22 protein-coding genes are annotated in these 22,063 nt (G+C 44.1%); 12 read left to right on the forward strand and 10 right to left on the reverse strand.

Annotation, left to right across the window (positions count from 1 at the left end; all coding sequences use genetic code 11):
• The first annotated feature begins 34 nt into the window (after positions 1 to 34).
• Genes hisA through hisIE form a run of 3 tightly spaced genes read left to right on the forward strand, consistent with a single transcriptional unit; the run spans position 35 to position 2,159 of the window.
• Positions 35 to 772, forward strand: coding sequence for a 1-(5-phosphoribosyl)-5-[(5-phosphoribosylamino)methylideneamino]imidazole-4-carboxamide isomerase (gene hisA / locus F0251_RS01410; RefSeq protein ID WP_171730156.1), 738 nt, complete (start codon positions 35 to 37; stop codon positions 770 to 772).
• Positions 754 to 1,527, forward strand: coding sequence for an imidazole glycerol phosphate synthase subunit HisF (gene hisF / locus F0251_RS01415; RefSeq protein WP_105059273.1), 774 nt, complete (start codon positions 754 to 756; stop codon positions 1,525 to 1,527). The genes hisA and hisF overlap by 19 nt, the downstream gene beginning before the upstream one ends.
• Positions 1,524 to 2,159 carry a bifunctional phosphoribosyl-AMP cyclohydrolase/phosphoribosyl-ATP diphosphatase HisIE gene (gene hisIE, locus F0251_RS01420; RefSeq protein WP_008223543.1) on the forward strand — a complete coding sequence of 212 codons (636 nt, stop codon included), beginning with the start codon at positions 1,524 to 1,526 and terminating at the stop codon, positions 2,157 to 2,159. Before hisF ends, hisIE begins: the two co-directional genes overlap by 4 nt.
• A gap of 170 nt (positions 2,160 to 2,329) precedes the next feature.
• Here the strand turns inward: hisIE and F0251_RS01425 are convergent, their stop codons facing one another.
• The 4 genes from F0251_RS01425 to F0251_RS01440 all read right to left on the reverse strand — a co-directional run bounded on the left by F0251_RS01425 (position 2,330) and on the right by F0251_RS01440 (position 5,600).
• Positions 2,330 to 2,839, reverse strand: coding sequence for a YchJ family protein (locus F0251_RS01425; RefSeq protein ID WP_105059274.1), 510 nt, complete (start codon positions 2,837 to 2,839; stop codon positions 2,330 to 2,332).
• A gap of 116 nt (positions 2,840 to 2,955) precedes the next feature.
• The gene (locus F0251_RS01430) at positions 2,956 to 4,167 is read right to left on the reverse strand and encodes an EAL and HDOD domain-containing protein (protein ID WP_061031754.1); all 1,212 of its coding nucleotides are present in this window, start codon (positions 4,165 to 4,167) and stop codon (positions 2,956 to 2,958) included.
• A gap of 111 nt (positions 4,168 to 4,278) precedes the next feature.
• Positions 4,279 to 5,025 (reverse strand): UDP-2,3-diacylglucosamine diphosphatase, encoded by a 747-nt coding sequence (lpxH, locus tag F0251_RS01435; RefSeq protein ID WP_171730157.1) that lies wholly within the window; start codon positions 5,023 to 5,025, stop codon positions 4,279 to 4,281.
• Positions 5,026 to 5,105: 80 nt separating this feature from the next.
• Positions 5,106 to 5,600, reverse strand: coding sequence for a peptidylprolyl isomerase (locus F0251_RS01440; RefSeq protein WP_004742032.1), 495 nt, complete (start codon positions 5,598 to 5,600; stop codon positions 5,106 to 5,108).
• A 189-nt stretch (positions 5,601 to 5,789) separates the two neighbouring features.
• Here F0251_RS01440 and cysS point away from each other — a divergent pair, with 189 nt between their 5' ends.
• A complete protein-coding gene (gene cysS, locus F0251_RS01445; RefSeq protein ID WP_105059276.1) occupies positions 5,790 to 7,175 on the forward strand; it encodes a cysteine--tRNA ligase in 1,386 nt (461 codons plus the stop codon).
• Between the two features lie 97 nt (positions 7,176 to 7,272).
• Positions 7,273 to 7,851: a thymidine kinase gene (locus F0251_RS01450; RefSeq protein WP_008223554.1), complete on the forward strand. Its 579-nt coding sequence runs from the start codon at positions 7,273 to 7,275 to the stop codon at positions 7,849 to 7,851.
• 99 nt (positions 7,852 to 7,950) lie between these two features.
• On the opposite strand, the gene F0251_RS01455 is transcribed toward F0251_RS01450, so the two are convergent.
• The 3 genes from F0251_RS01455 to F0251_RS01465 form a co-directional block, all read right to left on the reverse strand.
• Positions 7,951 to 8,598 (reverse strand): YdcF family protein, encoded by a 648-nt coding sequence (locus tag F0251_RS01455; RefSeq protein ID WP_171730158.1) that lies wholly within the window; start codon positions 8,596 to 8,598, stop codon positions 7,951 to 7,953.
• Positions 8,591 to 9,445: an NAD(P)H-binding protein gene (locus tag F0251_RS01460; RefSeq protein WP_105059277.1), complete on the reverse strand. Its 855-nt coding sequence runs from the start codon at positions 9,443 to 9,445 to the stop codon at positions 8,591 to 8,593. Before F0251_RS01460 ends, F0251_RS01455 begins: the two co-directional genes overlap by 8 nt.
• A gap of 112 nt (positions 9,446 to 9,557) precedes the next feature.
• Positions 9,558 to 9,788 carry a TIGR02647 family protein gene (locus F0251_RS01465; protein WP_008223560.1) on the reverse strand — a complete coding sequence of 77 codons (231 nt, stop codon included), beginning with the start codon at positions 9,786 to 9,788 and terminating at the stop codon, positions 9,558 to 9,560.
• A gap of 260 nt (positions 9,789 to 10,048) precedes the next feature.
• Here F0251_RS01465 and F0251_RS01470 point away from each other — a divergent pair, with 260 nt between their 5' ends.
• Positions 10,049 to 11,356: an ATPase gene (locus tag F0251_RS01470; RefSeq protein WP_171730159.1), complete on the forward strand. Its 1,308-nt coding sequence runs from the start codon at positions 10,049 to 10,051 to the stop codon at positions 11,354 to 11,356.
• 362 nt (positions 11,357 to 11,718) lie between these two features.
• A complete protein-coding gene (gene focA / locus F0251_RS01475; RefSeq protein ID WP_008222626.1) occupies positions 11,719 to 12,561 on the forward strand; it encodes a formate transporter FocA in 843 nt (280 codons plus the stop codon).
• Between the two features lie 340 nt (positions 12,562 to 12,901).
• Here focA and F0251_RS01480 read toward each other — a convergent pair whose 3' ends face one another.
• Positions 12,902 to 13,696: an ABC transporter permease gene (locus F0251_RS01480; RefSeq protein ID WP_171730160.1), complete on the reverse strand. Its 795-nt coding sequence runs from the start codon at positions 13,694 to 13,696 to the stop codon at positions 12,902 to 12,904.
• Positions 13,697 to 14,133: 437 nt separating this feature from the next.
• Here F0251_RS01480 and torE point away from each other — a divergent pair, with 437 nt between their 5' ends.
• From torE to torA, 3 genes are read left to right on the forward strand one after another with little or no spacing between them, the layout of a single operon-like run.
• Positions 14,134 to 14,316 carry a trimethylamine N-oxide reductase system protein TorE gene (gene torE / locus F0251_RS01485; RefSeq protein WP_008222628.1) on the forward strand — a complete coding sequence of 61 codons (183 nt, stop codon included), beginning with the start codon at positions 14,134 to 14,136 and terminating at the stop codon, positions 14,314 to 14,316.
• A gap of 50 nt (positions 14,317 to 14,366) precedes the next feature.
• Positions 14,367 to 15,548 carry a pentaheme c-type cytochrome TorC gene (torC, locus tag F0251_RS01490; protein ID WP_061031748.1) on the forward strand — a complete coding sequence of 394 codons (1,182 nt, stop codon included), beginning with the start codon at positions 14,367 to 14,369 and terminating at the stop codon, positions 15,546 to 15,548.
• Between the two features lie 24 nt (positions 15,549 to 15,572).
• On the forward strand, positions 15,573 to 18,035 hold the full coding sequence (torA, locus tag F0251_RS01495; protein WP_116870293.1) for a trimethylamine-N-oxide reductase TorA: 2,463 nt from the start codon (positions 15,573 to 15,575) through the stop codon (positions 18,033 to 18,035).
• Between the two features lie 280 nt (positions 18,036 to 18,315).
• Here torA and F0251_RS01500 read toward each other — a convergent pair whose 3' ends face one another.
• Positions 18,316 to 19,530 (reverse strand): putative manganese transporter, encoded by a 1,215-nt coding sequence (locus F0251_RS01500; protein ID WP_171730161.1) that lies wholly within the window; start codon positions 19,528 to 19,530, stop codon positions 18,316 to 18,318.
• 200 nt (positions 19,531 to 19,730) lie between these two features.
• On the opposite strand from F0251_RS01500, the gene F0251_RS01505 reads away from it, so the two are divergent.
• Complete coding sequence (locus F0251_RS01505) at positions 19,731 to 20,636, forward strand: manganese-dependent inorganic pyrophosphatase (RefSeq protein WP_061031745.1); 906 nt, start codon at positions 19,731 to 19,733, stop codon at positions 20,634 to 20,636.
• 150 nt (positions 20,637 to 20,786) lie between these two features.
• Positions 20,787 to 21,176, forward strand: coding sequence for a DUF2750 domain-containing protein (locus F0251_RS01510; RefSeq protein WP_004742050.1), 390 nt, complete (start codon positions 20,787 to 20,789; stop codon positions 21,174 to 21,176).
• Between the two features lie 98 nt (positions 21,177 to 21,274).
• On the opposite strand, the gene F0251_RS01515 is transcribed toward F0251_RS01510, so the two are convergent.
• Positions 21,275 to 22,054 carry a DUF2927 domain-containing protein gene (locus F0251_RS01515; RefSeq protein WP_171730162.1) on the reverse strand — a complete coding sequence of 260 codons (780 nt, stop codon included), beginning with the start codon at positions 22,052 to 22,054 and terminating at the stop codon, positions 21,275 to 21,277.
• Positions 22,055 to 22,063: the final 9 nt, after the last annotated feature.

Raw genomic sequence — 22,063 nt, forward strand, 5'->3', positions numbered from 1 at the left:
GGCAGCGGCTAACGTTGCCATATAAGGAATGTAAATGATTATTCCCGCATTAGATTTAATTGAAGGCCAAGTAGTTCGCTTATTCCAAGGGGATTACGGGCAAGTGACAGAATACAAAGTAGACCCAGCAGAGCAGTTCAATCTATATCACCAAGCTGGTGCTGGCTGGCTGCATCTTGTTGATTTAACAGGCGCAAAAGACACCACTGCTCGCCAGTTAGACCTGATCGCGAAGCTACTTGATGGTACGCCGGCTAATATTCAAATTGGTGGTGGTGTACGTAATGAGCAAGATGTGATTGACCTACTTGAAGCCGGTGCACAACGTGTTGTTGTTGGTTCAACAGCAGTGAAGCAGCCTGAGCTTGTTAAAGGTTGGATGGAAAAGTACGGAGCTGAAAAAATTGTTCTTGCTTTGGACATCAACATTGACGAAAACGGCACTCGCAAAGTGGCGATTTCAGGTTGGCAGGAAGATTCAGGCGTGACCATTGAAGCGTTGATTGAAGATTACCTAACCGTTGGTCTTAAGCACGTGCTGTGTACTGATATCTCTCGTGATGGCACGCTAGAAGGATCAAACGTAGAGCTTTACGTGGATCTTTGTAAGCAGTACCCGCAGGTTCAATTCCAATCATCAGGCGGCATTGGCAGCCTAGCGGACATCGAAGCTCTAAAAGGTAGCGGTGTGGCTGGTGTGATTGTGGGGCGTGCGCTACTTGATGGCAAGTTCACCGCAGAGGAGGCGTTTGCATGTTGGCAAAGCGAATAATCCCTTGTTTGGATGTCCGTGACGGACAAGTGGTAAAGGGCGTTCAGTTCCGTAACCACGAAATCATTGGCGACATCGTTCCGCTAGCACAGCGCTACGCAGAAGAGGGCGCGGATGAATTAGTATTTTACGATATCACGGCATCAAGTGATGGCCGTGTTGTCGACAAGAGTTGGGTAAAGCGTGTCGCTGAAGTGATCGATATTCCTTTCTGTGTAGCTGGTGGTATTAAATCAGCAGAAGATGCAGCGCGCATTCTAGAGTTTGGAGCTGATAAAGTATCCATCAACTCGCCAGCACTGGCTAATCCACAACTGATCACTGATCTTGCTGATAAGTTCGGCGTGCAGTGTATCGTTGTTGGTATCGATTCATACTTCGATAAAGAGACCGGTAAGTATCAGGTTTACCAATTCACAGGCGATGAAGCGCGTACCAAAGCAACCAAATGGGAAACCAAAGATTGGGTGCAGGAAGTACAAAAGCGTGGCGCAGGTGAAATCGTACTAAACATGATGAACCAAGATGGTGTTCGCAACGGTTACGACCTTGAGCAGCTCAACATGGTGCGTGAAGTGTGTAACGTGCCTCTGATTGCTTCGGGTGGCGCAGGTGCAATGGAGCACTTTGCTGAAGCTTATAACAAAACCAATGTGGATGGAGCGCTCGCTGCTTCAGTATTCCATAAACAAGTCATCAATATTGGTGAATTAAAGCAGTATCTAAAACAACAAAGTGTAGAGGTGCGTCTATGAGTTTTGCAGCGACAGAAGTAAATACGCTAGCTGAACGTATCAATTGGGATAAAGTCGACGGTCTCGTTCCTGCGATTGTACAAGATTTCCAATCAAGCCAAGTGCTGATGATGGGTTACATGAACCAAGATGCGCTAGCTAAGACGGGCGAAACAGGTCAAGTGACTTTCTTCTCTCGTACTAAAGAGCGCCTTTGGACCAAGGGTGAGACTTCAGGAAATGTTCTGCAACTGGTGAACATGTCACTTGATTGCGACAACGATACGTTGTTGGTTAAAGTTAATCCAATTGGCCCAACATGCCACTTGGGTACAACAACATGTTGGGATTCTGACCCACAAGAAGAGTCTCAGATGGTGTGGCTTCATCAACTTGAGCAGCTACTGGCTGCCCGCAAGGACGCAGATCCTGAGTCTTCTTACACTGCCAGTTTATATGCCCGTGGCACCAAGCGTATATCGCAAAAAGTGGGCGAAGAAGGCGTTGAAGTCGCGCTTGCGGCGACGTCGGGCGATAAGGCGGAATTAGTGTGTGAATCTGCGGATTTGATTTACCACCTAATGGTTCTTCTTCAAGACCAAGGTCTATCAATGAACGACGTAGTTAATAAACTTAAAGAGCGCCATAAGTAATCTATCTTTAGGATACATCTAGATAAGTAAAGCCCCGTAAACATTGCGTTTACGGGGCTTTTTAGTGTCAATCTATGAGTCGAGTTCTTTGTCTTTATGTCTCGTCACTCCAAGGAGCCTTAGCGACATCAGGAATCTCTTCTGTTAATCTGACTTCCTAGTTGCGCGAGTTACCCGCAGCACTTCTTGTACTTCTTACCACTACCACAAATACATGGGTCATTACGGCCGATCTTGAAGCTTTCAACCGTTTGGTTTAGGCGAGGATCTATCTCGGGCTCTGGTTGGCTTTGTTCTGGGAACTCACCATCGATATAGAACCAAAGGCCGTTTTCACGAACAAAACGAGAGCGTTCTTGCATACAGTATTGTGCGCCGTCTTCATTGAAATAAGCTTTAAACTCAACAAAGCCCTCGTTTTCGTGAGAACCTTTCGCGGTATCGATAACCTCTAGCCCCGCCCAATCACTGTCGATTGATTCAGCAATCCCTTCTCTTTGAGACTCAGCATCACAGCTAGGATGATAGGTAGCAACCACATAATCGACCAATCCTAAAACATGCGCGGAATAACGAGAGCGCATCAACTGCTCTGGCGTTTCTACTGAGCTGTGATCAAGGTGTGCTGATTCACAGCACTTTGGGTAAGTATTGTTGCTACCACATGGGCATAAAGACATGGTCAAATCCTGTAAAAATGGCCTCTGAGTAAGAGGCCATAAATGAATGCGTTGGAGTTTAACAAGAAACTAAAGCTCACCAAAGTGTAGTTTTAATTTAAGTAGATTCGTGATGTTTAGGCGGGAGCTAATAAATCTTGAGCCCAAGCCGTCGCCTCATCATAGGCAAGGCCGAGTTGAGCCTCGCTGAGTTTGAGGAGATTGCGAATACGAGTTGCTTCATCCCATCGAGCTTGCTCATAAGCGACCACCATGGCTAAGACCGCGCCTAATACACCTTTGCGTAGTATTAGTGCTTGTTTTATCTCTTCGTCAATTGGTACTGAATCCAGCACTTGCTTTAACGGTTGATCAAACAATGAATCCAATAACGAGAACATACCGGTTAAGAAAGCTTGTCCGGGCTCAACCTTCACGTTCATCTTTTCGACTAGCAGTTCGCATTGACGAGCGCGAATCACCGCTAAGCCATAAAGTGAATCTGGTTTGTCTTCTTTCGCCGATGCTATCGCTACGAGAGATACAAATTTACGCAGTTTCTGCTCGCCTAAATAAACCAGTGCTTGGCGGAACGAGCGGATGGTGGTTGCTGAACCACCTGCTGAGTTTACGTAGGTTAGTAGCTTATAGGAAAGCGTCACGTCTAACGTGATCAGTCGTTCTACTTCACCAAAATCGATAGGATCGTTGGCTATCTCTTTCAGTAGCTGGACGATGGTCAGAAAAGCGGGGTTGAGAGCGCGAGTCTGGATCATTTCAGGTTTGCTGAAGAAATACCCTTGGAAGTAACTGAAACCGGCTTTGTTTGCTTGCTGATATTCCTCGTAAGTCTCTACTTTCTCGGCAAGAAACTTGATATCCAGCCCTTGCATAGAGCTCATAAATATTGAGGCTTTTTCGATAGATATCAGACGGATGTCGAATTTGATAATCGATACGTAAGGTAAGAAGCGCTTCCACGCCTTACTTGGAACAAAGTCATCCAGAGCGATGGTGTAGCCCGCATCATAGATAGTCTTAATTGCTTCAAGTAACTCATCGGTCGGTTCGCAGTCTTCAAGAACCTCAACGACTAAACTTTCTTTGGGGAACAGAGTCGGGACTAAGTTGATCAGGCTTGCATAGGGGAAATTAACGAAACCCAGCTTATCACCCAATGTATTGTAGTGGGTCGATAAGAAATGGTCAGATAGCAAACGGCTTGTAGCGAGCTCCGGTTCTACTTCAGGGAAAGTGTTCTTAGGACCATCCCTGAATAGCAACTCGTAACCTATGGTTTTCTTATCTGCATCGAGTATGGGTTGACGCGCTACGTATGAATATTTCAACTTGGTACTGTGTTCGGTTTATTTCTGATAGAGAGATAATAGCTAATTTGCTAGAAATTACCATACACAATCGAAGAAACTCTGACCCACTATAACAATCAAACTGAAAGTTTAAGACTGTTGTTGAAAGCTGTTGCTAAACGCTCGATTCTGTAGTTCAAAACTTTGTGGAGTAAAGACCAGCACGGAACCTTGTGTATACCAATCACCAAGTACGATACGTGTTTTAGTGCAATTGTTAGCATCAAAAGTATGGACGTTCGGCCGATGTGTATGACCGTGGATCATAAGGTCGACATTATTTTTCGCCATCACGTTTTCGACCTCTTGCTGTGTCACGTCCATGATGTCCAAAGATTTGGTCTGTTTGTCATCTTTAATATCTGACTGAACCTTAGAGACGATCTTCTTTTTAATGAAGAATGGGATTCTGTTGAAGATCCACTGTAGCCAAGGTTGATGGACTTTTTCACGGAAGGCGAGGTATTTGACATCTTCAGTACATAGAGTGTCGCCATGCAGTACCACGGCTTTTTGTCCGTAGATATCGATAGTTGTCACTTCGTCTAGAAGCTGCACACCAGTCTGTTTTGCAAATCTTTTACCGACCAAAAAGTCACGGTTACCTTGCGTGAAGTAACAGGGTACGCCTGTTTTCACCAAATCGATAAAAGCTTGGCGAATAGAAGTCGCGAACTCACTCTTGTCGTCGTCACCAATCCAGAACTCGAAAAGGTCGCCTAACACGTAGAGTGCATCGGCTTCTACCGCTTCATTTTTCATGAAGGTTAGGAAGCAGTCCGTGATGTCTTGTTGTGACGGAGCAAGGTGCAGGTCTGAGATAAAATATGTTTTCATACAGTTTGAAAAAAAGGGAGCGAGTGCTCCCTTGTCCTAATTATTGATGTATCAATGCTGAATACGAATCGAAGGCTAAATTAAGCTTCGATTGTTGTACCAGTGATGATCACTTCTTCTAGTGGTACGTCTTGGTGCATACCCATAGAACCAGTGCTAACACCTTTGATCTTGTTTACTACGTCCATGCCTTCTACAACTTCTGCGAATACACAGTAACCCCAACCGTCTAGGCTTTCGCTACGGAAGTTAAGGAAAGAGTTGTCGTTTACGTTGATGAAGAACTGAGAGCTCGCTGAATGTGGTTCCATAGTACGAGCCATAGCTAGCGTACCAACTTTGTTCGCTAGGCCGTTATTTGCTTCGTTCTTGATAGTTGCGCGAGTCGCTTTTTCTTTAAGGCCAGAAGTCATACCGCCGCCTTGAATCATGAAACCATCGATAACACGGTGGAATAGTGTGTTGTCGTAGAAACCGTCACGGCAATACTGTAGGAAGTTTGCGCTTGTTTCTGGTGCTTTTTCTTCGTTTAGTTGAACTTTGATGTCACCAAAATTTGTGTGAAGGATGATCATGATTGTTACCTTACTGTATTTTTAATATGAAAGGCGATTCTAGCCTAGTTTGATTGAGTTTCAAAATACGAAATCGTCAATAGATAACAAGGAGTTTAGCCGATTTGGTGGTGAAAGGTATTACCTATTAAGGTATGACTTGTTATACTGCGGGCTTATTTTGATTAATCCATAAAATAGTTAGAGATCATGCTAAAGATATATAACACGCTCACAAGACAGAAAGAGGAATTCAAACCAATTACAGCTGGCAAAGTCGGCATGTATGTCTGTGGGGTAACCATATACGATCTCTGTCATATTGGTCATGGCCGTACGTTCGTTTCTTTCGACGTTGTGACTCGCTACCTGCGTTACTTAGGTTACGACCTAACGTTCGTTCGTAACATCACAGACATCGACGACAAAATCATTAAGCGTGCGAACGAAAACGGTGAGTCTTGCGATTCTCTGACTGAGCGCCTAATTGGTGAAATGCATGCAGACTTCGATGCGTTGAACATGAAGCGTCCAGACGTTGAGCCTCGTGCAACGGAATTCATTACTGAAATCATTGAGCTTGTAGAAAAGCTGATTGAACGTGGTTTTGCTTATGTTGCAAGCAACGGCGACGTAATGTTCGAAGTTAAGAAGTTCGAAGAATACGGCAAGCTTTCCAAGCAAGACCTCGATCAGCTTCAAGCTGGCGCTCGTGTTGACGTAGAGTCTGCAAAACGTAGCCCGCTAGATTTCGTTGTTTGGAAGATGTCTAAGCCAGGTGAACCAACATGGGAATCCCCATGGGGTCCTGGTCGTCCAGGCTGGCACATTGAATGTTCAGCAATGAACTCGTCTATTCTGGGTAACCACTTCGATATCCACGGTGGCGGCTCAGATCTACAATTCCCACACCACGAGAACGAAATCGCGCAATCTTGCTGTGCACATGGTACTGACTATGTAAACACATGGATGCACAGTGGCATGGTGATGGTAGACAGAGAAAAAATGTCTAAGTCACTAGGTAACTTCTTCACTATCCGTGATGTGCTAGCACACTACGATGCTGAAACAGTGCGTTACTTCCTAATGTCTGGTCACTACCGTAGCCAACTGAACTACAGTGAAGACAACCTAAACCAAGCTCGCGCATCGCTAGAGCGTCTATACACGTCACTTCGTGGCCTAGACCTTACTGCTGCACCTGCTGGTGGTGAAGAGTACGTAACTCGTTTCTCTACAGCAATGAACGATGACTTCAATACGCCAGAAGCATACTCAGTGCTGTTTGAAATGGCTCGTGAAATCAACCGTATCAAGACAGAAAGCATTGAAAAGGCGAGTGGACTTGGTGCGTTGATGCGTGAACTAGCGGACATCATCGGTATTCTTCACCAAGATCCAGAAGCATTCCTACAAGGTGATGCAGCGGGTAATGATGACGAAGTGGCTGAAATCGAAGCTCTGATCAAACTGCGTAACGACTCTCGTGCTTCAAAAGATTGGGCAAATGCCGATCTTGCTCGTGATAAGTTAAACGAGTTAGGCATCGTTCTGGAAGACGGCCCAGAAGGTACGACTTGGCGTCGTAAGTAATCTTATAAAAAAGGGCTGATTTTCAGCCCTTTTTTCTAGCAAAAATTCTCGAATTTCACCTTTTCTATATTCAACTTTATTAGACAGGAATATTTCTGTGGCTCAGATGTATTTTTACTACTCGGCAATGAATGCGGGTAAATCAACAACGCTTCTTCAATCTTCATTTAACTACCAAGAACGTGGCATGACGCCGGTGATCTTTACGGCAGCACTCGATGATCGCTACGGTATTGGTAAAGTGAGCTCTCGAATTGGTCTTCAATCTGAAGCACAGCTTTTTAAGAGTGACACGAATCTTTTTGAAGCGATTAACGAGCTGAACGAGCAAGAAAAGCGTCACTGTGTACTTATCGATGAGTGTCAGTTCTTGTCGAAAGAGCAGGTATATCAGCTAACAGAAGTGGTTGATAAACTGCATATCCCTGTGCTTTGTTACGGGCTAAGAACAGACTTCCTTGGTGAGCTGTTTGAAGGCAGTAAGTATCTACTGTCTTGGGCTGATAAGCTGGTGGAACTGAAAACCATCTGTCACTGTGGCCGCAAAGCAAACATGGTAATCCGTACCGATGAGCACGGTGTCGCGATCGCGGAAGGTGATCAAGTAGCAATTGGTGGCAACGATAAATACGTGTCTGTATGTCGCCTTCACTACAAAGAAGCGCTAGGTAAATAAGCGTTTTTCAATATTTCGGTGATAACTGAAATACAAAGTAATGGAATAATAAAACGGTGGCTCAGTGCCACCGTTTTTGTTTTTATTGGTTATCGCTATCTATTCAAAGCCGAGTTTCTTAATCGCTTGATAGGCGTGATCCACTTCCTCTGGGATAGGCATTTCAATCTGAAAACCTTTAGCGGGGTACGATTTGATGCGTTCAAAATCCGCCACCAATGCGCCTAACACCATATCTAATGGCAACTCTTCATTAAAGTAATCGACCCAGTCCTGCCATTTGGAGGTTACGGTTATTTCCGTTGTCTCTTCAGGCCATTGTTTACTGAAGGTGGCGTAGGTTCGTTTCTCCATAAAAGGCTTCTGCACTAAGGTCAGTTTTTTCGGGGATAAGCCACACTCAGTAAGCAATTCGAATGTGAAGCGGACATTTTCACCAGTATTAGTCGCCTGTTTTTCAATGATAATGTCAGATTCCGGTACACCACTGTCTCGCGCAATCGCCGCAAAGGTTTCGGCCTCTGAACGGTCAAAATTGCCTTCAGTGAAGCGTCCAACACCACCGGAAAAAACGATGTAGGGCGCTATTTTTTGGTGATAAAGCTCGGCCGCATATTCCGCGACTCTTGTATCGTTGCTGCATAACACAAAAATACAGTCTGAAGGCTCAACTTTATGACCCATAGACATGAAATTCCAAAGCGTATCGATCGAACGGTGCAGCTTATTTAATGGTTGTTTAGTCATGAAGAGCGTCCAATGTGGATTCAAACTTAAACGAATAACCTAAGTCGAGAATCTTTTTTGAAGAGATCAGTTTGTCTGGGTCATTAACAATAGGTGGAAGTGGCTCGTTACTATTCGCGCTCTTTAAGGCCGCAGCATAGAACTCCGCTTTGCTTACTGTGTTTGGCGTTGTTACATTCGCGACTTCGTTATGCAGGTGACTGATTGCAAAATCAACCGCACCAATCGCATCATCAAGGTGCAGCATATTCGCTGGGGCTTGGTTGCTCACTTGCTTTAGTTTACTAGCAAATCTTGATGGGTGACGATTTGGGCCAATCAATCCACTAAAACGAAGGATGGTGTAATCGATATCAGAATCTATTACCGATTGTTCAGCTTGAAGCATGATTCGTGCGTTATCGGAAAATGAGTTAGCCTGATCGCTGTCAGCGAGTGCAAGCGCAAGTGATGCGTCATCTTCATAAAGAATGCCCGGTTTAGTTGGGTATACCGTCGTTGAACTGACCATGATGAGCTTTTTAATATTGGCTTTTTGACAAGCGCTAATAAGTAACTGCCAATAGTCGGCATACTCTTTTCCTGCGCCTTTTCTAAAGCCGGGAGGGAAGCTACCAATTACTATCTCGGAGTTGTTTTCGAGCAGTAAAGAGTAGAGTTGTCCCACGGTTTGATCAGGGTTTGACGAGTCAAAGCTGAATACTTCGCAGGGAATACGTTTACTACTGAGCGTGTCTGCACCTGCTTGGGTCGTTTTAGTGACGACGACGCGATTGCCATGTCTTTCTAGGTGTTCAGATAAAGGTGCGCCTACCCATCCAGCACCAACAATAAATATAGAAGCCATCTTTTCCTCACAACGACAAGCTAGGGATTTAATAAGCCTAACAAACCTTTGGCCAAAAATGAAAAAACTCCACGGCCGAAGCGAGTGGAGTTTTTACTATAACAGTAGCGCTTTATTTAAGTACGCGAAGTAGCTTGTCTGCACGCTCTGCCATCTCAATACCTTCATCGGTTAGGTAACCACCGTCTGGTTGAGTACAAAGGTTTTTTTCGAATAGGCGCTTAACGGCGTCTTGAGTCTCTTGGCTAGCCTCTTGATGAACTTTAATGCCGGTAGCAGCGCTACTTACATCAAATTGAAGAAGGAGGTTTAAATCAGCAATATGTTCAGCGTTGTACTTCATAATTAACCTATAAATTCATAACGTTCTCTACCTTCACCTTAGTGCGCATTCTCGGCTCAAGCAACAGCAAATAAATAGATTTGATAACTGATACCAAATTGAATGATTAATCGTCGCATGGTGAAGTTATTTTGGTTGGATTGAGTGATTTGTGCCCACTTAAATGGCGAATGATGTTTATTGCTAAATGGTTGTAATATATTGTTGGACTAGAAATATATTGCATTCAGCTAATATTGTACAAAAAAGGAAATGCATCAGTGAGAGCAAACAAAGTAGCATTAGTTCTTAGCATGCTATTTGCAATCTCAGGTTGTCAAAGCACACCCTCAGAGCAGACAGACGCAAATCAAACCACAAATAACAACAATGAATCTGCAGCAGAGGTCCGTTCTTTTCATTCAGTACAGGTTGTTTACGCAGAGTGGCAATCCAAGCTTGAAAGTCATGCTCAATTGTCTCTCTATGCTCCAGAGAATTACAATGAGTTGCTAGACGCATGGGAAGACGCTGAAAGTATTTATGCCGATTTACTAAAAGACGAAACGCGTCTGACTAAAAGTTATTCTATTTTTTCGAGCTTAACTTACGCTGAAGCCTTCGACGAGAAAATCGCACTAATCAAATCAAACTATGACGCAATCCTAGTGCTTAAGAAAAAAGCGGATAGAGTACTCGCTGATTCGATCGTGCAAATGGATTACCTAAAATACCTTGGTGCTGACACCATGTTTGCTTCGAGTTATAAGCGTTTGTATTCGGAATACAGTGAACTATTTGAGTATGTATTAGTTGATGAGCTAGAAGACGCTCAAGAAGCTCAAGTTGAATTCCTCAACAATGCTCGGCTGTTGGAAGTGAAAGTCGCACATAAGAAATACATCGAACCGTTAAAAGACGAATTAGAGTATTTAGAAGATGAAGATTTTGATGACGTTGTGCCGTTGACCTTTGCTAAGGCCTCTGCACAAATCGCGTTAGCTGAGAATCAGGTCAAAGCGAGCCCTCGTGAAAAGTCTATTATTGAAGATGCTGTTAAGGCTGCGGAGTTTGAGTTAGACCACGTACGAAGTGTCGCTCATGAAGTTAAAGTACTTGCGAGCGTAAAAGGGGACAAGTTCGAGCAATCGGTGTTGAATGCTGAAAATCAGCTATTAAGCATTTCACAAGTGATCAATGATGAAGATTACCGTGACGTTGTGCTACGTCTTCAGTCTCAAAAAATTGTTGCTAGCATTAAAGCGCTTAAAAGCTCAGACATGACAGCTTTGCTGAAATCTGAAATCGAGTCTCTAACTGAACAAGTTGCGACATTAGAAAACGCAAACCAGCAGCAGGCGCAGCAGTTGTCAGAAGTAACAAAACGTAGTCAACTTCTCGACGAACAGATAACCAAGAGTGATGCACATATTAAGAGCTTAGAAGAACTAGTGGACAGCCTGAAGACGCTTGGTGGTAAAGTTGCTAACGAAAGCGATCCTGATCTAGCACTCCCTAGCCCAGAACCAGACCTTACGGATGCTGCTTTAGAATCTGTGTCTGAAGAAGTGATTGAACCGTCGGTTTAAGACAACGAATCTCTTGAACTGTGATTGAGTTAAAAGCGCCTGAGGGCGCTTTTTTACGTTCTGTTGATCTATGTCAAAATCTAGAAATAAAAGTCTTAAAAACACGGTTTTAGTGTACGCCATTTCTTAGGTTTTAACGTAACTTGTTGATATTTATAGATGTGTTGTTTTTATCATTGATAAAATTTCATTCACCAGACTTTTCTTTTTACTACTAAAGTCGTATGAAATTTCAATATCATTCCAGGTTTGGCGTGTTCTTGGTTGGTGAGGATAATTAAGGCTTAAAATAGCTCTTGAATTCAGAAATGAAAGAGAGGATTATCGCGCTCCCGACGACATGTTTCAAAATGTAAATCATCATGAATCTAAACCAATTTGACTCATTATTACCGCCACAAATGGCTGAGCGCGCTGCAGATATTGGCGTAGGTAAAGCAACCAAAGATCCAATCAAATCTTTTCTTCTAGCGATTTCTGCTGGTATCCATATCGGTATTGCGTTTGTGTTCTACACCATCGTAACGACTGGTGCTGGCGATCTGCCATGGGGTATTACTCGCTTGTTGGGCGGCCTAGCATTTAGCTTGGGCTTAATTCTTGTTGTAGTTACTGGCGGTGAACTGTTTACCAGTTCGGTACTAACCTTGGTGGCTCGTGCAAGTGGCAAAATCACTTGGCACACTTTAGTGAAAAACTGGGCGACGGTTTACATTGGAAACCTGATTGGTGCGTTATTGCTGGTGGCTTGTATGCTACTGACGAAGCAATACATGTTTGATCATGGTCAGGTTGGCTTAAACGCGATGGCGATTTCTCAACACAAAATGCACCATGATTTCATTCAAGCGGTCGCGCTTGGCATCATGTGTAATGTGCTGGTGTGTATAGCGGTATGGATGACATTCAGCGGACGCACACTCACTGATAAGATCGCAGTGATGATCCTGCCAGTGGCGATGTTTGTATCAGCAGGCTTTGAGCACTGTATTGCAAACATGTTCCAAGTTCCGCTTGCTATCGGTATTAAGACATTTGCTCCTGCTGAGTTCTGGACCATGACAGGTGCTAACCCTGCCGATTATGTCGACTTAAACATGATCGACTTTCTGATGAATAATCTATTGCCTGTGACTTTAGGTAACATCATCGGCGGTGGTATCTTTGTCGGCATGTGGTACTGGTTAATCTACCTGCGTGACTAAGACATAGCGCCACTAATTATCAGTGAGTAGCCTGAGCGTTGATGAAGCTCACTTAAACACTCAACTTACTTATGACATTAAAAAGACGGTCTGCATTGCAGGCCGTTTTTTATTTGTGGAAAACCATGTCGTTCATGCCCTCAATTAATAAGAAAAGACTCAACAACAATGATCGGCACATGTGCATATGTCGTTGAAAGTAAGCAAAGATCAATGTGAATGATCTTTTGAAAGGGCGAAGTGGACAAAAAAGGATCTATATTGATTTGGTTATCCACAGATTCTGTGGATAACCTGTCTCAAATTCAGTGAGTAACCAGATCTCAAAAGAGGTGAGAGGTTATTTCGAAGGTTGGATTTGAACGAGAACTCGCCCCTCTTTAGTAAGTGATGTCTTTAAAGATAGGTGTAATGCGAGGGCCAAAGAGCAGCTCATCATCACGAAAATAGCCAACATGATCATCAATTGATATTTAATTGCGATCATTGGCGAAGCCCCTCCAAGAATTTGTCCTGTCATCATTCCTGGTAGCGTTACTAAGCCGGTCGTAGCCATAGACGCCATAATCGGAGACATCGCTTTCTGGATCGCTGTACGTACAAAAGGTGCAGCAGCGTAGCTTGGTGCGGCTCCTAGGACGATTGCTGCTTCATATTCTGACCTTTGGGTTTCAAAAGCACCAAACAAGTTCTGCAGTGCCACGATATTACTGCTTAAGCTATTGCCTAATAACATCCCCGCAATGGGAATAAGGTACTGCGCATTAAATAGCGGCGTCGGTTTAATAATGAAAAAGCAGATGAATAGAACAATAGGTACACAGGTCACTGCAAGGCTAACGGCTACTGGGGCTAGCAGTAGCTTTCGGGGCAGTTTGGACTTTTCAACAATTGAGCTCGCACCCACTATTATCATGGCGAACAACCACAATAAGTTGACCCATAAGCTATTCAAAGTGAACAGGTACTCCAAGTAAACACCAACTAGAAATAGCTGAACAGCCATGCGAACAATGCTAATAGTGGCCTCTTTACCCAGACCTAATTTCAGCTTGTGATTAATTGCAATGGGCAGGATAAGAAGTGAGCTAAAAAACAGCAACTGCCACCAAGATATGTCTATAACGTCTTGCATAGTGCTTCCTTTTAATTGGATACACATCATATCTGAAAGTGCCAAATGATGCATTTCAGCTCTTCAACACTGAATTCAAAAAGTACTCAATAAATTAACAATGCGAGTACAAATTATTGGTCGTTTAAGGCATTTTTAGCTACTACTTAGTAGGTAAAACGTTAAAAACAGTTACAATGTAGTTGCAAAGGTGTTGGTTTTTAACATCTTTGAAATATACTTAATTCTTCACATTTGTTAATACTTTTTAATATGTTTCTTTAACTGAAAACAACTCTGGATGAGCTCAAAAAAGTATTGATTAGCAAGGGTTATAACGGGAGATTTCATTGAACCCTACTTTGCGTATGGTTTAAAATTTGTTGTTAGATACTCAAGAACTTTAGCCCCCTAGAATGGGCTACTCGAAATTACTAAATACAAAATAGGCAAAATGTATGAGTGATGTTAACAAAATTGAAACTGGCGAAAAACGCTCGCTGGAGTGGAAATCTTTCCTCTTCATTGCAGTGGTTCTCTTTCCAATATTAAGTGTTGCTTTTGTAGGTGGTTACGGCTTCCTAGTTTGGGCATTACAAGTGTTTGTATTCGGACCTCCTGGTGCTCACGGCGGCATGTAATGCCCTCTAGTAACAACAATTTTTAAAATCAATATTTAAGAGAGCTAAACATGAAATCATTTTTAGTTAAATTATGGCGCACTATGACACGCCCAGCAGTACACATCAGTTTGGGTGTACTAACTATGGGTGGCTTTATCGCCGGTGTTATTTTCTGGGGCGGTTTCAATACAGCGCTAGAACACACAAATACAGAAGAGTTCTGTGTAAGCTGTCACACCATGCGTGACAACGTGTACGTAGAGCTACAAGAAACGGTTCACTGGAAAAACACATCTGGTGTACGTGCTACTTGTCCTGACTGTCACGTTCCACATGAATGGACAGCAAAAATCGCTCGTAAGATGCAAGCATCTAAAGAAGTATTCGCTCAAGTATTTGGTGATCTAGACACGCCAGAGAAATTCGAAGCTCGTCGTATTGAATTGGCTAAACACGAATGGGACCGTTTCTCTTCGAACAAGTCTCTAGAGTGTAAAAACTGCCACAACTACGATTCAATGGATTTCGAGAACATGCGCCCAACAGCGCGTATTCAAATGAAGAACGCTGCAGAGCGTGATCAAAGCTGTGTTGACTGTCACAAAGGTATTGCTCACAACCTTCCATTAGATATGGAATCGGCTAGTGGTATCGTTGGTGAGCTTGAGCAAGTTGCTAGCAGCACTTCTTACTCTAACGGTTCAGACGTGATTTCAATTCGTCACCTTCCAATGTACACGGATGAGACTGCAACCGTTGAAGCGGGTCTACTAAGCCCTGCAAGTAAAGTTGCTGTGATCGATGAGAAAGGCGACATGATCAAGATTCAAATCGACGGTTGGCGTAAAGCGAAAGGCTTCGGACGTGTAATCCAAGAAGACTTCGGTATGAACATCTCAACGGCGATCTTGACGAAAGAAGTATCTCAAAGTGACGTAATCACTGTTGGCGAGAAGAAAGAAGATGAGCTAACTGGCCTTCCATGGGAAGAAGTTAACCTAGCACTTTGGATGAAGAAAGAGTCTATGGTTGATAACTTCGATCCAATCTGGAACGCAGCTGGTCAAGCGTACCAATCTAACTGTTCAACTTGTCACTCACAACCAGATGAAGCGCACTTCAGTGCTAACGGTTGGGTAGGCATGCTAGATGGTATGATTGCATTCGTTAACTTCGATACAGATACAGAAGCATTGGTTCTTAAGTATCTACAGAAGCACTCATCAGATTTTTCTGAAGGCCATCACTAATAAGACGTCAATTGGAGTAACACAATGGCAATTACAAGAAGAAGTTTTCTGAAAGGTGTCGCAACGACGAGTGCGGCATCGGTTATCGGTCCAAGCTTATTGGCGTCGGCTTCAGCATCTGCTGCAGAAACAGACGGCACATGGAAAGTCTCTGGTTCTCACTGGGGTGCATTCCGAGCTCGCGTTTACGCGGGTAAAGTACAAGAAATTAAACCTCTAGAAATCGATCAGCACCCAACTGAAATGCTGAAAGGTATCAAGGGTATTATCTACAGCCCATCTCGTGTGCGTTACCCAATGGTTCGCCTAGATTGGTTTAAGAAGCATAAATACAGCGCAGACACGCGTGGTAACAACCGCTTCATTCGTGTGACTTGGGATGAGGCACTAGACCTTGTTTACCGCGAACTAGAGCGCGTACAGAAAGATTACGGTCCATGGGCACTTCACACAGGTCAAACTGGTTGGAGACAAACTGGTCAGTTCCACAGCTGTACTAACCACATGCAACGTGCAATGGCGCTTCACGGATACTCTGTGAAGAAAATCGGTGACTACTCGACAGGTGCTGGTCAAACGATCATGCCTTACGTACTAGGTTCTACTGAAGTTTATGCACAAGGTACATCTTGGGAACTTATCCTAGAAAACAGTGACAACATTGTTCTTTGGGGGAACGATCCAGTTAAAAACCTTCAAGTAGGTTGGACATGTGAGACTCACGAGTCGTTCGCATACCTAGAACAGCTGAAAGAAAAAGTTGCTAAGAAAGAAATCAACGTTGTTTCTGTTGACCCTGTTAAGAACAAAACAGGTCGTTACCTAGAAAACGAGCAGTTCTACATCAACCCACAAACTGACGTGGCGTTCATGCTTGGCGTTGCTCACGTTCTTTACAACGAAGGCCTATACGACAAGAAGTTCATCGAAACTTACTGTCTAGGTTTTGAAGACTTCATCAAGTACGTTCAAGGTGAAACGAAAGATAAAGTTGAGAAGACTCCAGAGTGGGCTTCTGCTATCTGTGGCGCTAGCGCGGATTCTATCCGTGACTTCGCTAAGATGCTGGTTAACGGTCGTACACAAATTCTTGTTGGTTGGAGTATCCAGCGTCAACAACACGGTGAGCAGCCTTACTGGATGTGTGCAGTTATCGCAGCAATGGTTGGTCAAATTGGTCTACCTGGCGGTGGTATCTCTTACGGTCACCACTACTCTGGTATCGGTGTATCTTCAACTGGTTTCGCTGCTCCGGGTTCTTTCCCGCTGAACATCGACCAAGGTCAGAAACCTAAGTACACAAACACAGATTACAACGGTTACAGCCGCGTAATCCCAGTTGCTCGTTGGGTTGATAGCTTGCTAGAGCCTGGTAAGAAGATCAAAGCGAATGGCGCAACGGTAACACTGCCTGATATCAAGATGATGGTATTCAGTGGTAACAACCCGTGGCACCACCACCAAGATCGCAACAAGATGCGTAAAGCATTCAAGAGCCTACAAACTGTAGTTGCTGTTGATTTTGCTTGGACTGCAACTTGTCGTCACTCTGACATCGTGCTTCCTGCATGTACTCAGTGGGAGCGTAACGATATCGATGGTTACGGCGCATACTCTGGCCGTGGTTTGATCGCGATGCATAAACTAGTGGATCCTCTGTTCCAGTCTAAGACTGACTTCGAGATCATGTCTAGCCTAACTAAACGTTGGGGTCGTTACGACGATTACACGCGTGGTATGGACGAAATGCAGTGGGTTAAATCTCTGTACGACGAATGTCGCGCAGCAAATGAAGGCAGCTTCGAAATGCCTGAGTTCGCTGAGTTCTGGGAAAAAGGTTTCCTAGACTTCGGTAAAGGTAAGCCATGGACTCGTCACGCTTCATTCCGTGAAGATCCAGAGATCAATGCTCTAGGTACACCTTCTGGTTTCATCGAAATCACAAGCCGTACTGTTGGCAACATGGGTTACGAGCACTGTCAGGAACACCCAATGTGGTTCGAGAAATCTGAACGCTCACACGGTGGTCCAGGCTCTGACAAACACCCGTACTGGCTACAATCTTGTCACCCAGACAAGCGTCTTCACTCTCAGATGTGTGAATCTGAAGAGTGGCGTGCGACTTACGCGGTACAAGGCCGTGAGCCAATCTACATCAACCCAGTTGATGCTAAGAAGAAAGGCATCAAAGACGGTGACGTAGTACGTGTGTTCAACGACCGTGGTCAACTACTAGCAGGTGCTGTTCTAATGGATAGCTACGCTCCTGGTGTTGTACGTATCGAAGAAGGCGCTTGGTACGGTCCGATCAACGAGAAAGTGGGCGCGCTAGATACATACGGCGATCCAAACACACTGACTCAAGACATCGGTACTTCTGAGCTAGCTCAGGCGACGTCAGCAAACACATGTTTGGTAGACTTCGAGAAGTTCCAAGGCAAACTGCCTCCAGTAACTTCATTCGGTGGCCCAATCGAAGTTTCTTAAGCATCTCGCTTAAAAGCTAAGATTAAAGCTTGAATTAAAGCCCCTGTAAGCACTCTTACAGGGGCTTTTTGTATTTAATCTACTGAGCCTTGTATTTACGGTAAAGCAACGGTGTAGCGCGTTTAGAAGCGTATTGAGGGTGGAGCTAGTAACTGTATAGGTTAGAGGGCGTTTACAAATAAGAGCGGTGGAGGGTAGTGATTAGAGTGACAAAGGGTTAGAAAGCAAAAAGGTCGATACCAAGTACCGACCTAAATAGAGACCTATCGAGCTGTGAGATCTAAACCTCGAACATAAACCAATATCCGTATGCGCAGATTAATGCGGGCACACTAGAGTACAACGTAGCAACTAATGCAGCTTTAGGTGCCATTGCAATAGCAGGGAATAGGGCATCACCATCATTTGAAATTGCATTACCTATCTGTGCTGAAAGTGGAAGCGCACCTGAAAGGTAAAGGCTAGTCACCAATAATTGTGGCCCACAGCCCGGTAGCAAACCCATCAGGACTCCAGCCAGGGGGAGCATAATTCCCCAGCTTGAGAATAGCGTCGCAAAATCAACATTTGCTATCACAGAACCAAACTCAAAGAACAAAAAGGCAACCACCACCCAAGCGGTAACAAAGTTTGTGTCCTGAGCGGTCTTTTGCAGTGGGTGAGAGCCGACACACTTTTCATCTTCACTTACCGCCGATTTGTAATCTTCAATCTCGCGAGTTAGCCCCCAAAGAAACATTGAGCTAATCAACAGAATAGCGCCGACCCATTCCATAGACATCTCGGGTAAGGCGAGCAGTTCGTTGACATCAACTTGAAAAGAGCCAAGTAGGGCAACCGCTGCTCCAGGAATAATTAGAACCGACCAAAGGTAGCCTTGTAGGTTAATCGCTTTTTTAGACACCGCTTCTTTGGTCTGAGATTGAGACGAACAGTTAGCGGCAGATACATTTGTCTTAGCTTGTTTTGGACGTAAGAAATCATCGGCATGGAATAGGTTAATGATTCGGCCTGACGCAGTACCGACAATGACCCCCATCGCCATCATAGCTAATCCCGTTTTTGGTTCGCTGGCGATGAGTAGAAAGGCAGCATCACCCATAGTGGATACGAGCACGGCGACGACAGCGCCAAACCCGAGCTTACCTGAAATAAACTGAGTGGTTACTACGATTGCGCCACCACAGCCGGGTAAGGCGCCCATTAAGGCGGCAAACACAACTTGGTTAGAACGAGACTGATGAACCAGCTTGCTGAATACGTTGTCTTTGTTGATGTAAAGGCTCAACCAGTGGTAGACCGCTAGGGTTAAAGCGACATAACAAGATACCGCCCAGAAGGCGTCCGATAATGTGGTTACGGTCAATTCACGCGTTGCAGGTGCCGCGACCAAAGCTGCTAATGAAATAGGTAACAGTAGGCGCTTGAATGAGAGTGAAAACTGAGTTGTTTTCGAAGCGCGACTGCTTGGTAATAAAGAGATTAGTCGGTCCATAGGTGTTACTCAAAATAGATGTCTTAGGATTAATATATACGAATGATAATAATTATCAATTGCATCTTTGTTTTTTTATCTATTCTGGATGTGGTAGAAACCGACGAAACATGACCAATCTAAAAAAATAGGGTAAAGTATGCCTAATAAAGAGAGGCTCTATAGGTAGAGTCGTAATTGTTAGTGTAATAGGAAGAAACATGATTTTAGTTGTTGGTCACAAAAACCCTGATAGTGACAGTATTTGTAGTGCGTTAGTTGCAACTGAGCTTCTTAAAGCTCGTGGCGAGGAAGCGACACCAATTCGCCAAGGCGAGATCAACCGCGAAACTCAACACATTCTTGAAGTTGCTGGTGCAGACATGCCAGAACTTCGTACTTCTGTTGCTGGTGAGAAAATCTGGCTAGTAGACTACTCAGATCTAGCACAAGCACCAGATGATGTTGCTGATGCAGAGATCCTAGGTATTGTCGATCACCACCGTCTAGGCGACGTGATGACAGTAAACCCTATGGAAGCTTGGATCTGGCCTGTTGGTTGTACAAACACAGTACTTTTCAACATGTTCAAGATTGAAGGTCACGCTATCTCTCAACAAATCGCTAAGCTAATGATGTCTGCAATCCTTTCAGACACTGTTGGTTTCGCATCTCCAACTTGTACTCAAAAAGACAAAGACGCGGTTGCTGAACTTGCTGAAATCGCTGGCGTAGAAGACGTTGATGCGTTCATCAAAGCACTTCTAATCGCTAAAACAAACATCGAAGGCCTATCTGCTGCACAACTAGTAGAAAAAGACCTTAAAGGCTACCCATTCAATGGCCGCGATGTCGTTGTTGGTCAAGTTGAGCTTGCGACTCTTGAGCAAGTTGACGGCATGATCGAAGCGCTTGAAGCGGATCTTGAAGAGCGTTGTGAGAAAGACGGTCTAGCATTCGCAGCTGTAATGCTAACTGACATCACTACTGCTCAAACTCGCCTTCTTTACAAAGGTGAATGGGCTGAGAAATTGGTTAAGCACGAAAAAGACGGCATGCTAATGATGGAAAACACATTGAGCCGTAAGAAGCAAGGCTGGCCTTGGCTACAAGGTGAGCTTGTTTAATCAAGTCACTTAATAATAAACGCCTGCTAAATTTAGCAGGCGTTTTTCTTTGAAGTGAGCACTTTTCTTCATCGATAATATTTGCAGTTAAAAGCACTCTGCATAAAATAACTTTAAGCGTAAAGTTACTGACTAAAGTAGGAAATTAAGATGACTACACAGCTAGACGATAAAAGAATCGCAGAAATCAATAAGTATACGGGTGAGCAACGCCTAAAGTACTGTGTGAAAGAAATCGTAGCAAACCGTGAAGTATGGATCTTAACCGATGAGCACGGTTGTGTAATGCTAAACACAGAAGACGAAGATTGCGTACCTGTATGGCCAAACCAAGAGTTTGCTGAGTCATGGGCGACAGGTGACTGGGCTGAGTGTAAGGCTGAGTCTATCTCATTAAACAAATGGCACAGCCGCTGGACAAATGGCCTAGAAGACGACGAACTTGCTGTGGTTGTATTCCCTAATGAGCAAGAAGAAGGCGTTATCCTGTTCCCTGATGAATTCGACTTCGAGCTGAAGAAACAGGCTGCTAAGCGCTAGTTCTTTCGTCATACAGTAACATCGTAAGTCAGCGCTGCCTTTCTTAGGTAGCGCTATCATTCAACTATCCCATCTAAGTCGCTTCCAACTTATATTCGTCAATATCCAATCAATTGATACAAGGGTGCTTGCTGTGCGGTTTTAGAAGCTTGTTGAAGCACACCTGTTTTGCTGTATCTCCTGAGTATCTTTCGAACGATAGGTTTTACTTCAGATTTTGTCATTCCAGCTTTTAGTTCTGGTTCATACAATAGTTGCAGTAGCACTACATCTAACGGCGATAATAAGTCTTCTGGCGTGTGGTCGTTGAAAATAGAAGGGTAGGCTTTGTCTGAATCATTCGGCAGGCCTAGAACCTGTGTGATCTCTTCCACGATACAGGCGACGAGCTTGCCTCGAGATCTTGCCTGATCTACGGGAATTACAATCCCAGCGTAAACAATCTCACCTTGAGAATTGGTTCGATAACCCGCCGTACAGATGGCGCTATTTAAATGCTGAGTTGATTTGAGCTTGAGTACTGATTTCGCCTCAGACAACCACTGACTCTGCCTCGTGTATATCCACTTAACGTTCGCTTCGGACTCTTTACTGACGATTGTTATCGGATGCTGGGTAACTTCAGATAAGTGTTTGATATGAAGTTCTGTGAGCTCTTGATGAAGCTCTTTATCGCCGACACGATGGTCAATCCAAATTTTTATCGGTTGTTGCCACTTGGCGAGTGGTTTATTACCTGAGGAATATTCGTGTTGCAGTGCGACGTTGTAGAAGGCCGTTTCGACAAACGACTTGTCTAACCAAGTGAGTGGTGTACTTACGGCATTAAAAGAAACAGCAGCAAGCAAAAGGGGAAGCAGTGAAGCGGTTCTTAACATACTTTCCCT

It is taken from the genome of Vibrio sp. 070316B (assembly GCF_013114115.1).
Classification (GTDB): Bacteria; Pseudomonadota; Gammaproteobacteria; order Enterobacterales; family Vibrionaceae; genus Vibrio; species Vibrio chagasii_B.

Bases quoted from the DNA above. Each gene is read 5' to 3' on its own strand.
- F0251_RS01425 (WP_105059274.1), bottom strand. From the start codon at position 2,839: ATGTCTTTATGCCCATGTGGTAGCAACAATACTTACCCAAAGTGCTGT.
- cysS (WP_105059276.1), top strand. From the start codon at position 5,790: ATGCTAAAGATATATAACACGCTCACAAGACAGAAAGAGGAATTCAAA.
- hisA (WP_171730156.1), top strand. From the start codon at position 35: ATGATTATTCCCGCATTAGATTTAATTGAAGGCCAAGTAGTTCGCTTA.
- torE (WP_008222628.1), top strand. From the start codon at position 14,134: ATGAGTGATGTTAACAAAATTGAAACTGGCGAAAAACGCTCGCTGGAG.
- F0251_RS01515 (WP_171730162.1), bottom strand. From the start codon at position 22,054: ATGTTAAGAACCGCTTCACTGCTTCCCCTTTTGCTTGCTGCTGTTTCT.
- F0251_RS01455 (WP_171730158.1), bottom strand. From the start codon at position 8,598: ATGACTAAACAACCATTAAATAAGCTGCACCGTTCGATCGATACGCTT.
- F0251_RS01505 (WP_061031745.1), top strand. From the start codon at position 19,731: ATGATTTTAGTTGTTGGTCACAAAAACCCTGATAGTGACAGTATTTGT.
- lpxH (WP_171730157.1), bottom strand. From the start codon at position 5,025: ATGAAAACATATTTTATCTCAGACCTGCACCTTGCTCCGTCACAACAA.
- torA (WP_116870293.1), top strand. From the start codon at position 15,573: ATGGCAATTACAAGAAGAAGTTTTCTGAAAGGTGTCGCAACGACGAGT.
- F0251_RS01480 (WP_171730160.1), bottom strand. From the start codon at position 13,696: ATGCAAGACGTTATAGACATATCTTGGTGGCAGTTGCTGTTTTTTAGC.
- focA (WP_008222626.1), top strand. From the start codon at position 11,719: ATGAATCTAAACCAATTTGACTCATTATTACCGCCACAAATGGCTGAG.
- hisIE (WP_008223543.1), top strand. From the start codon at position 1,524: ATGAGTTTTGCAGCGACAGAAGTAAATACGCTAGCTGAACGTATCAAT.
- F0251_RS01500 (WP_171730161.1), bottom strand. From the start codon at position 19,530: ATGGACCGACTAATCTCTTTATTACCAAGCAGTCGCGCTTCGAAAACA.
- F0251_RS01510 (WP_004742050.1), top strand. From the start codon at position 20,787: ATGACTACACAGCTAGACGATAAAAGAATCGCAGAAATCAATAAGTAT.
- F0251_RS01460 (WP_105059277.1), bottom strand. From the start codon at position 9,445: ATGGCTTCTATATTTATTGTTGGTGCTGGATGGGTAGGCGCACCTTTA.
- hisF (WP_105059273.1), top strand. From the start codon at position 754: ATGTTGGCAAAGCGAATAATCCCTTGTTTGGATGTCCGTGACGGACAA.
- torC (WP_061031748.1), top strand. From the start codon at position 14,367: ATGAAATCATTTTTAGTTAAATTATGGCGCACTATGACACGCCCAGCA.
- F0251_RS01465 (WP_008223560.1), bottom strand. From the start codon at position 9,788: ATGAAGTACAACGCTGAACATATTGCTGATTTAAACCTCCTTCTTCAA.
- F0251_RS01440 (WP_004742032.1), bottom strand. From the start codon at position 5,600: ATGATCATCCTTCACACAAATTTTGGTGACATCAAAGTTCAACTAAAC.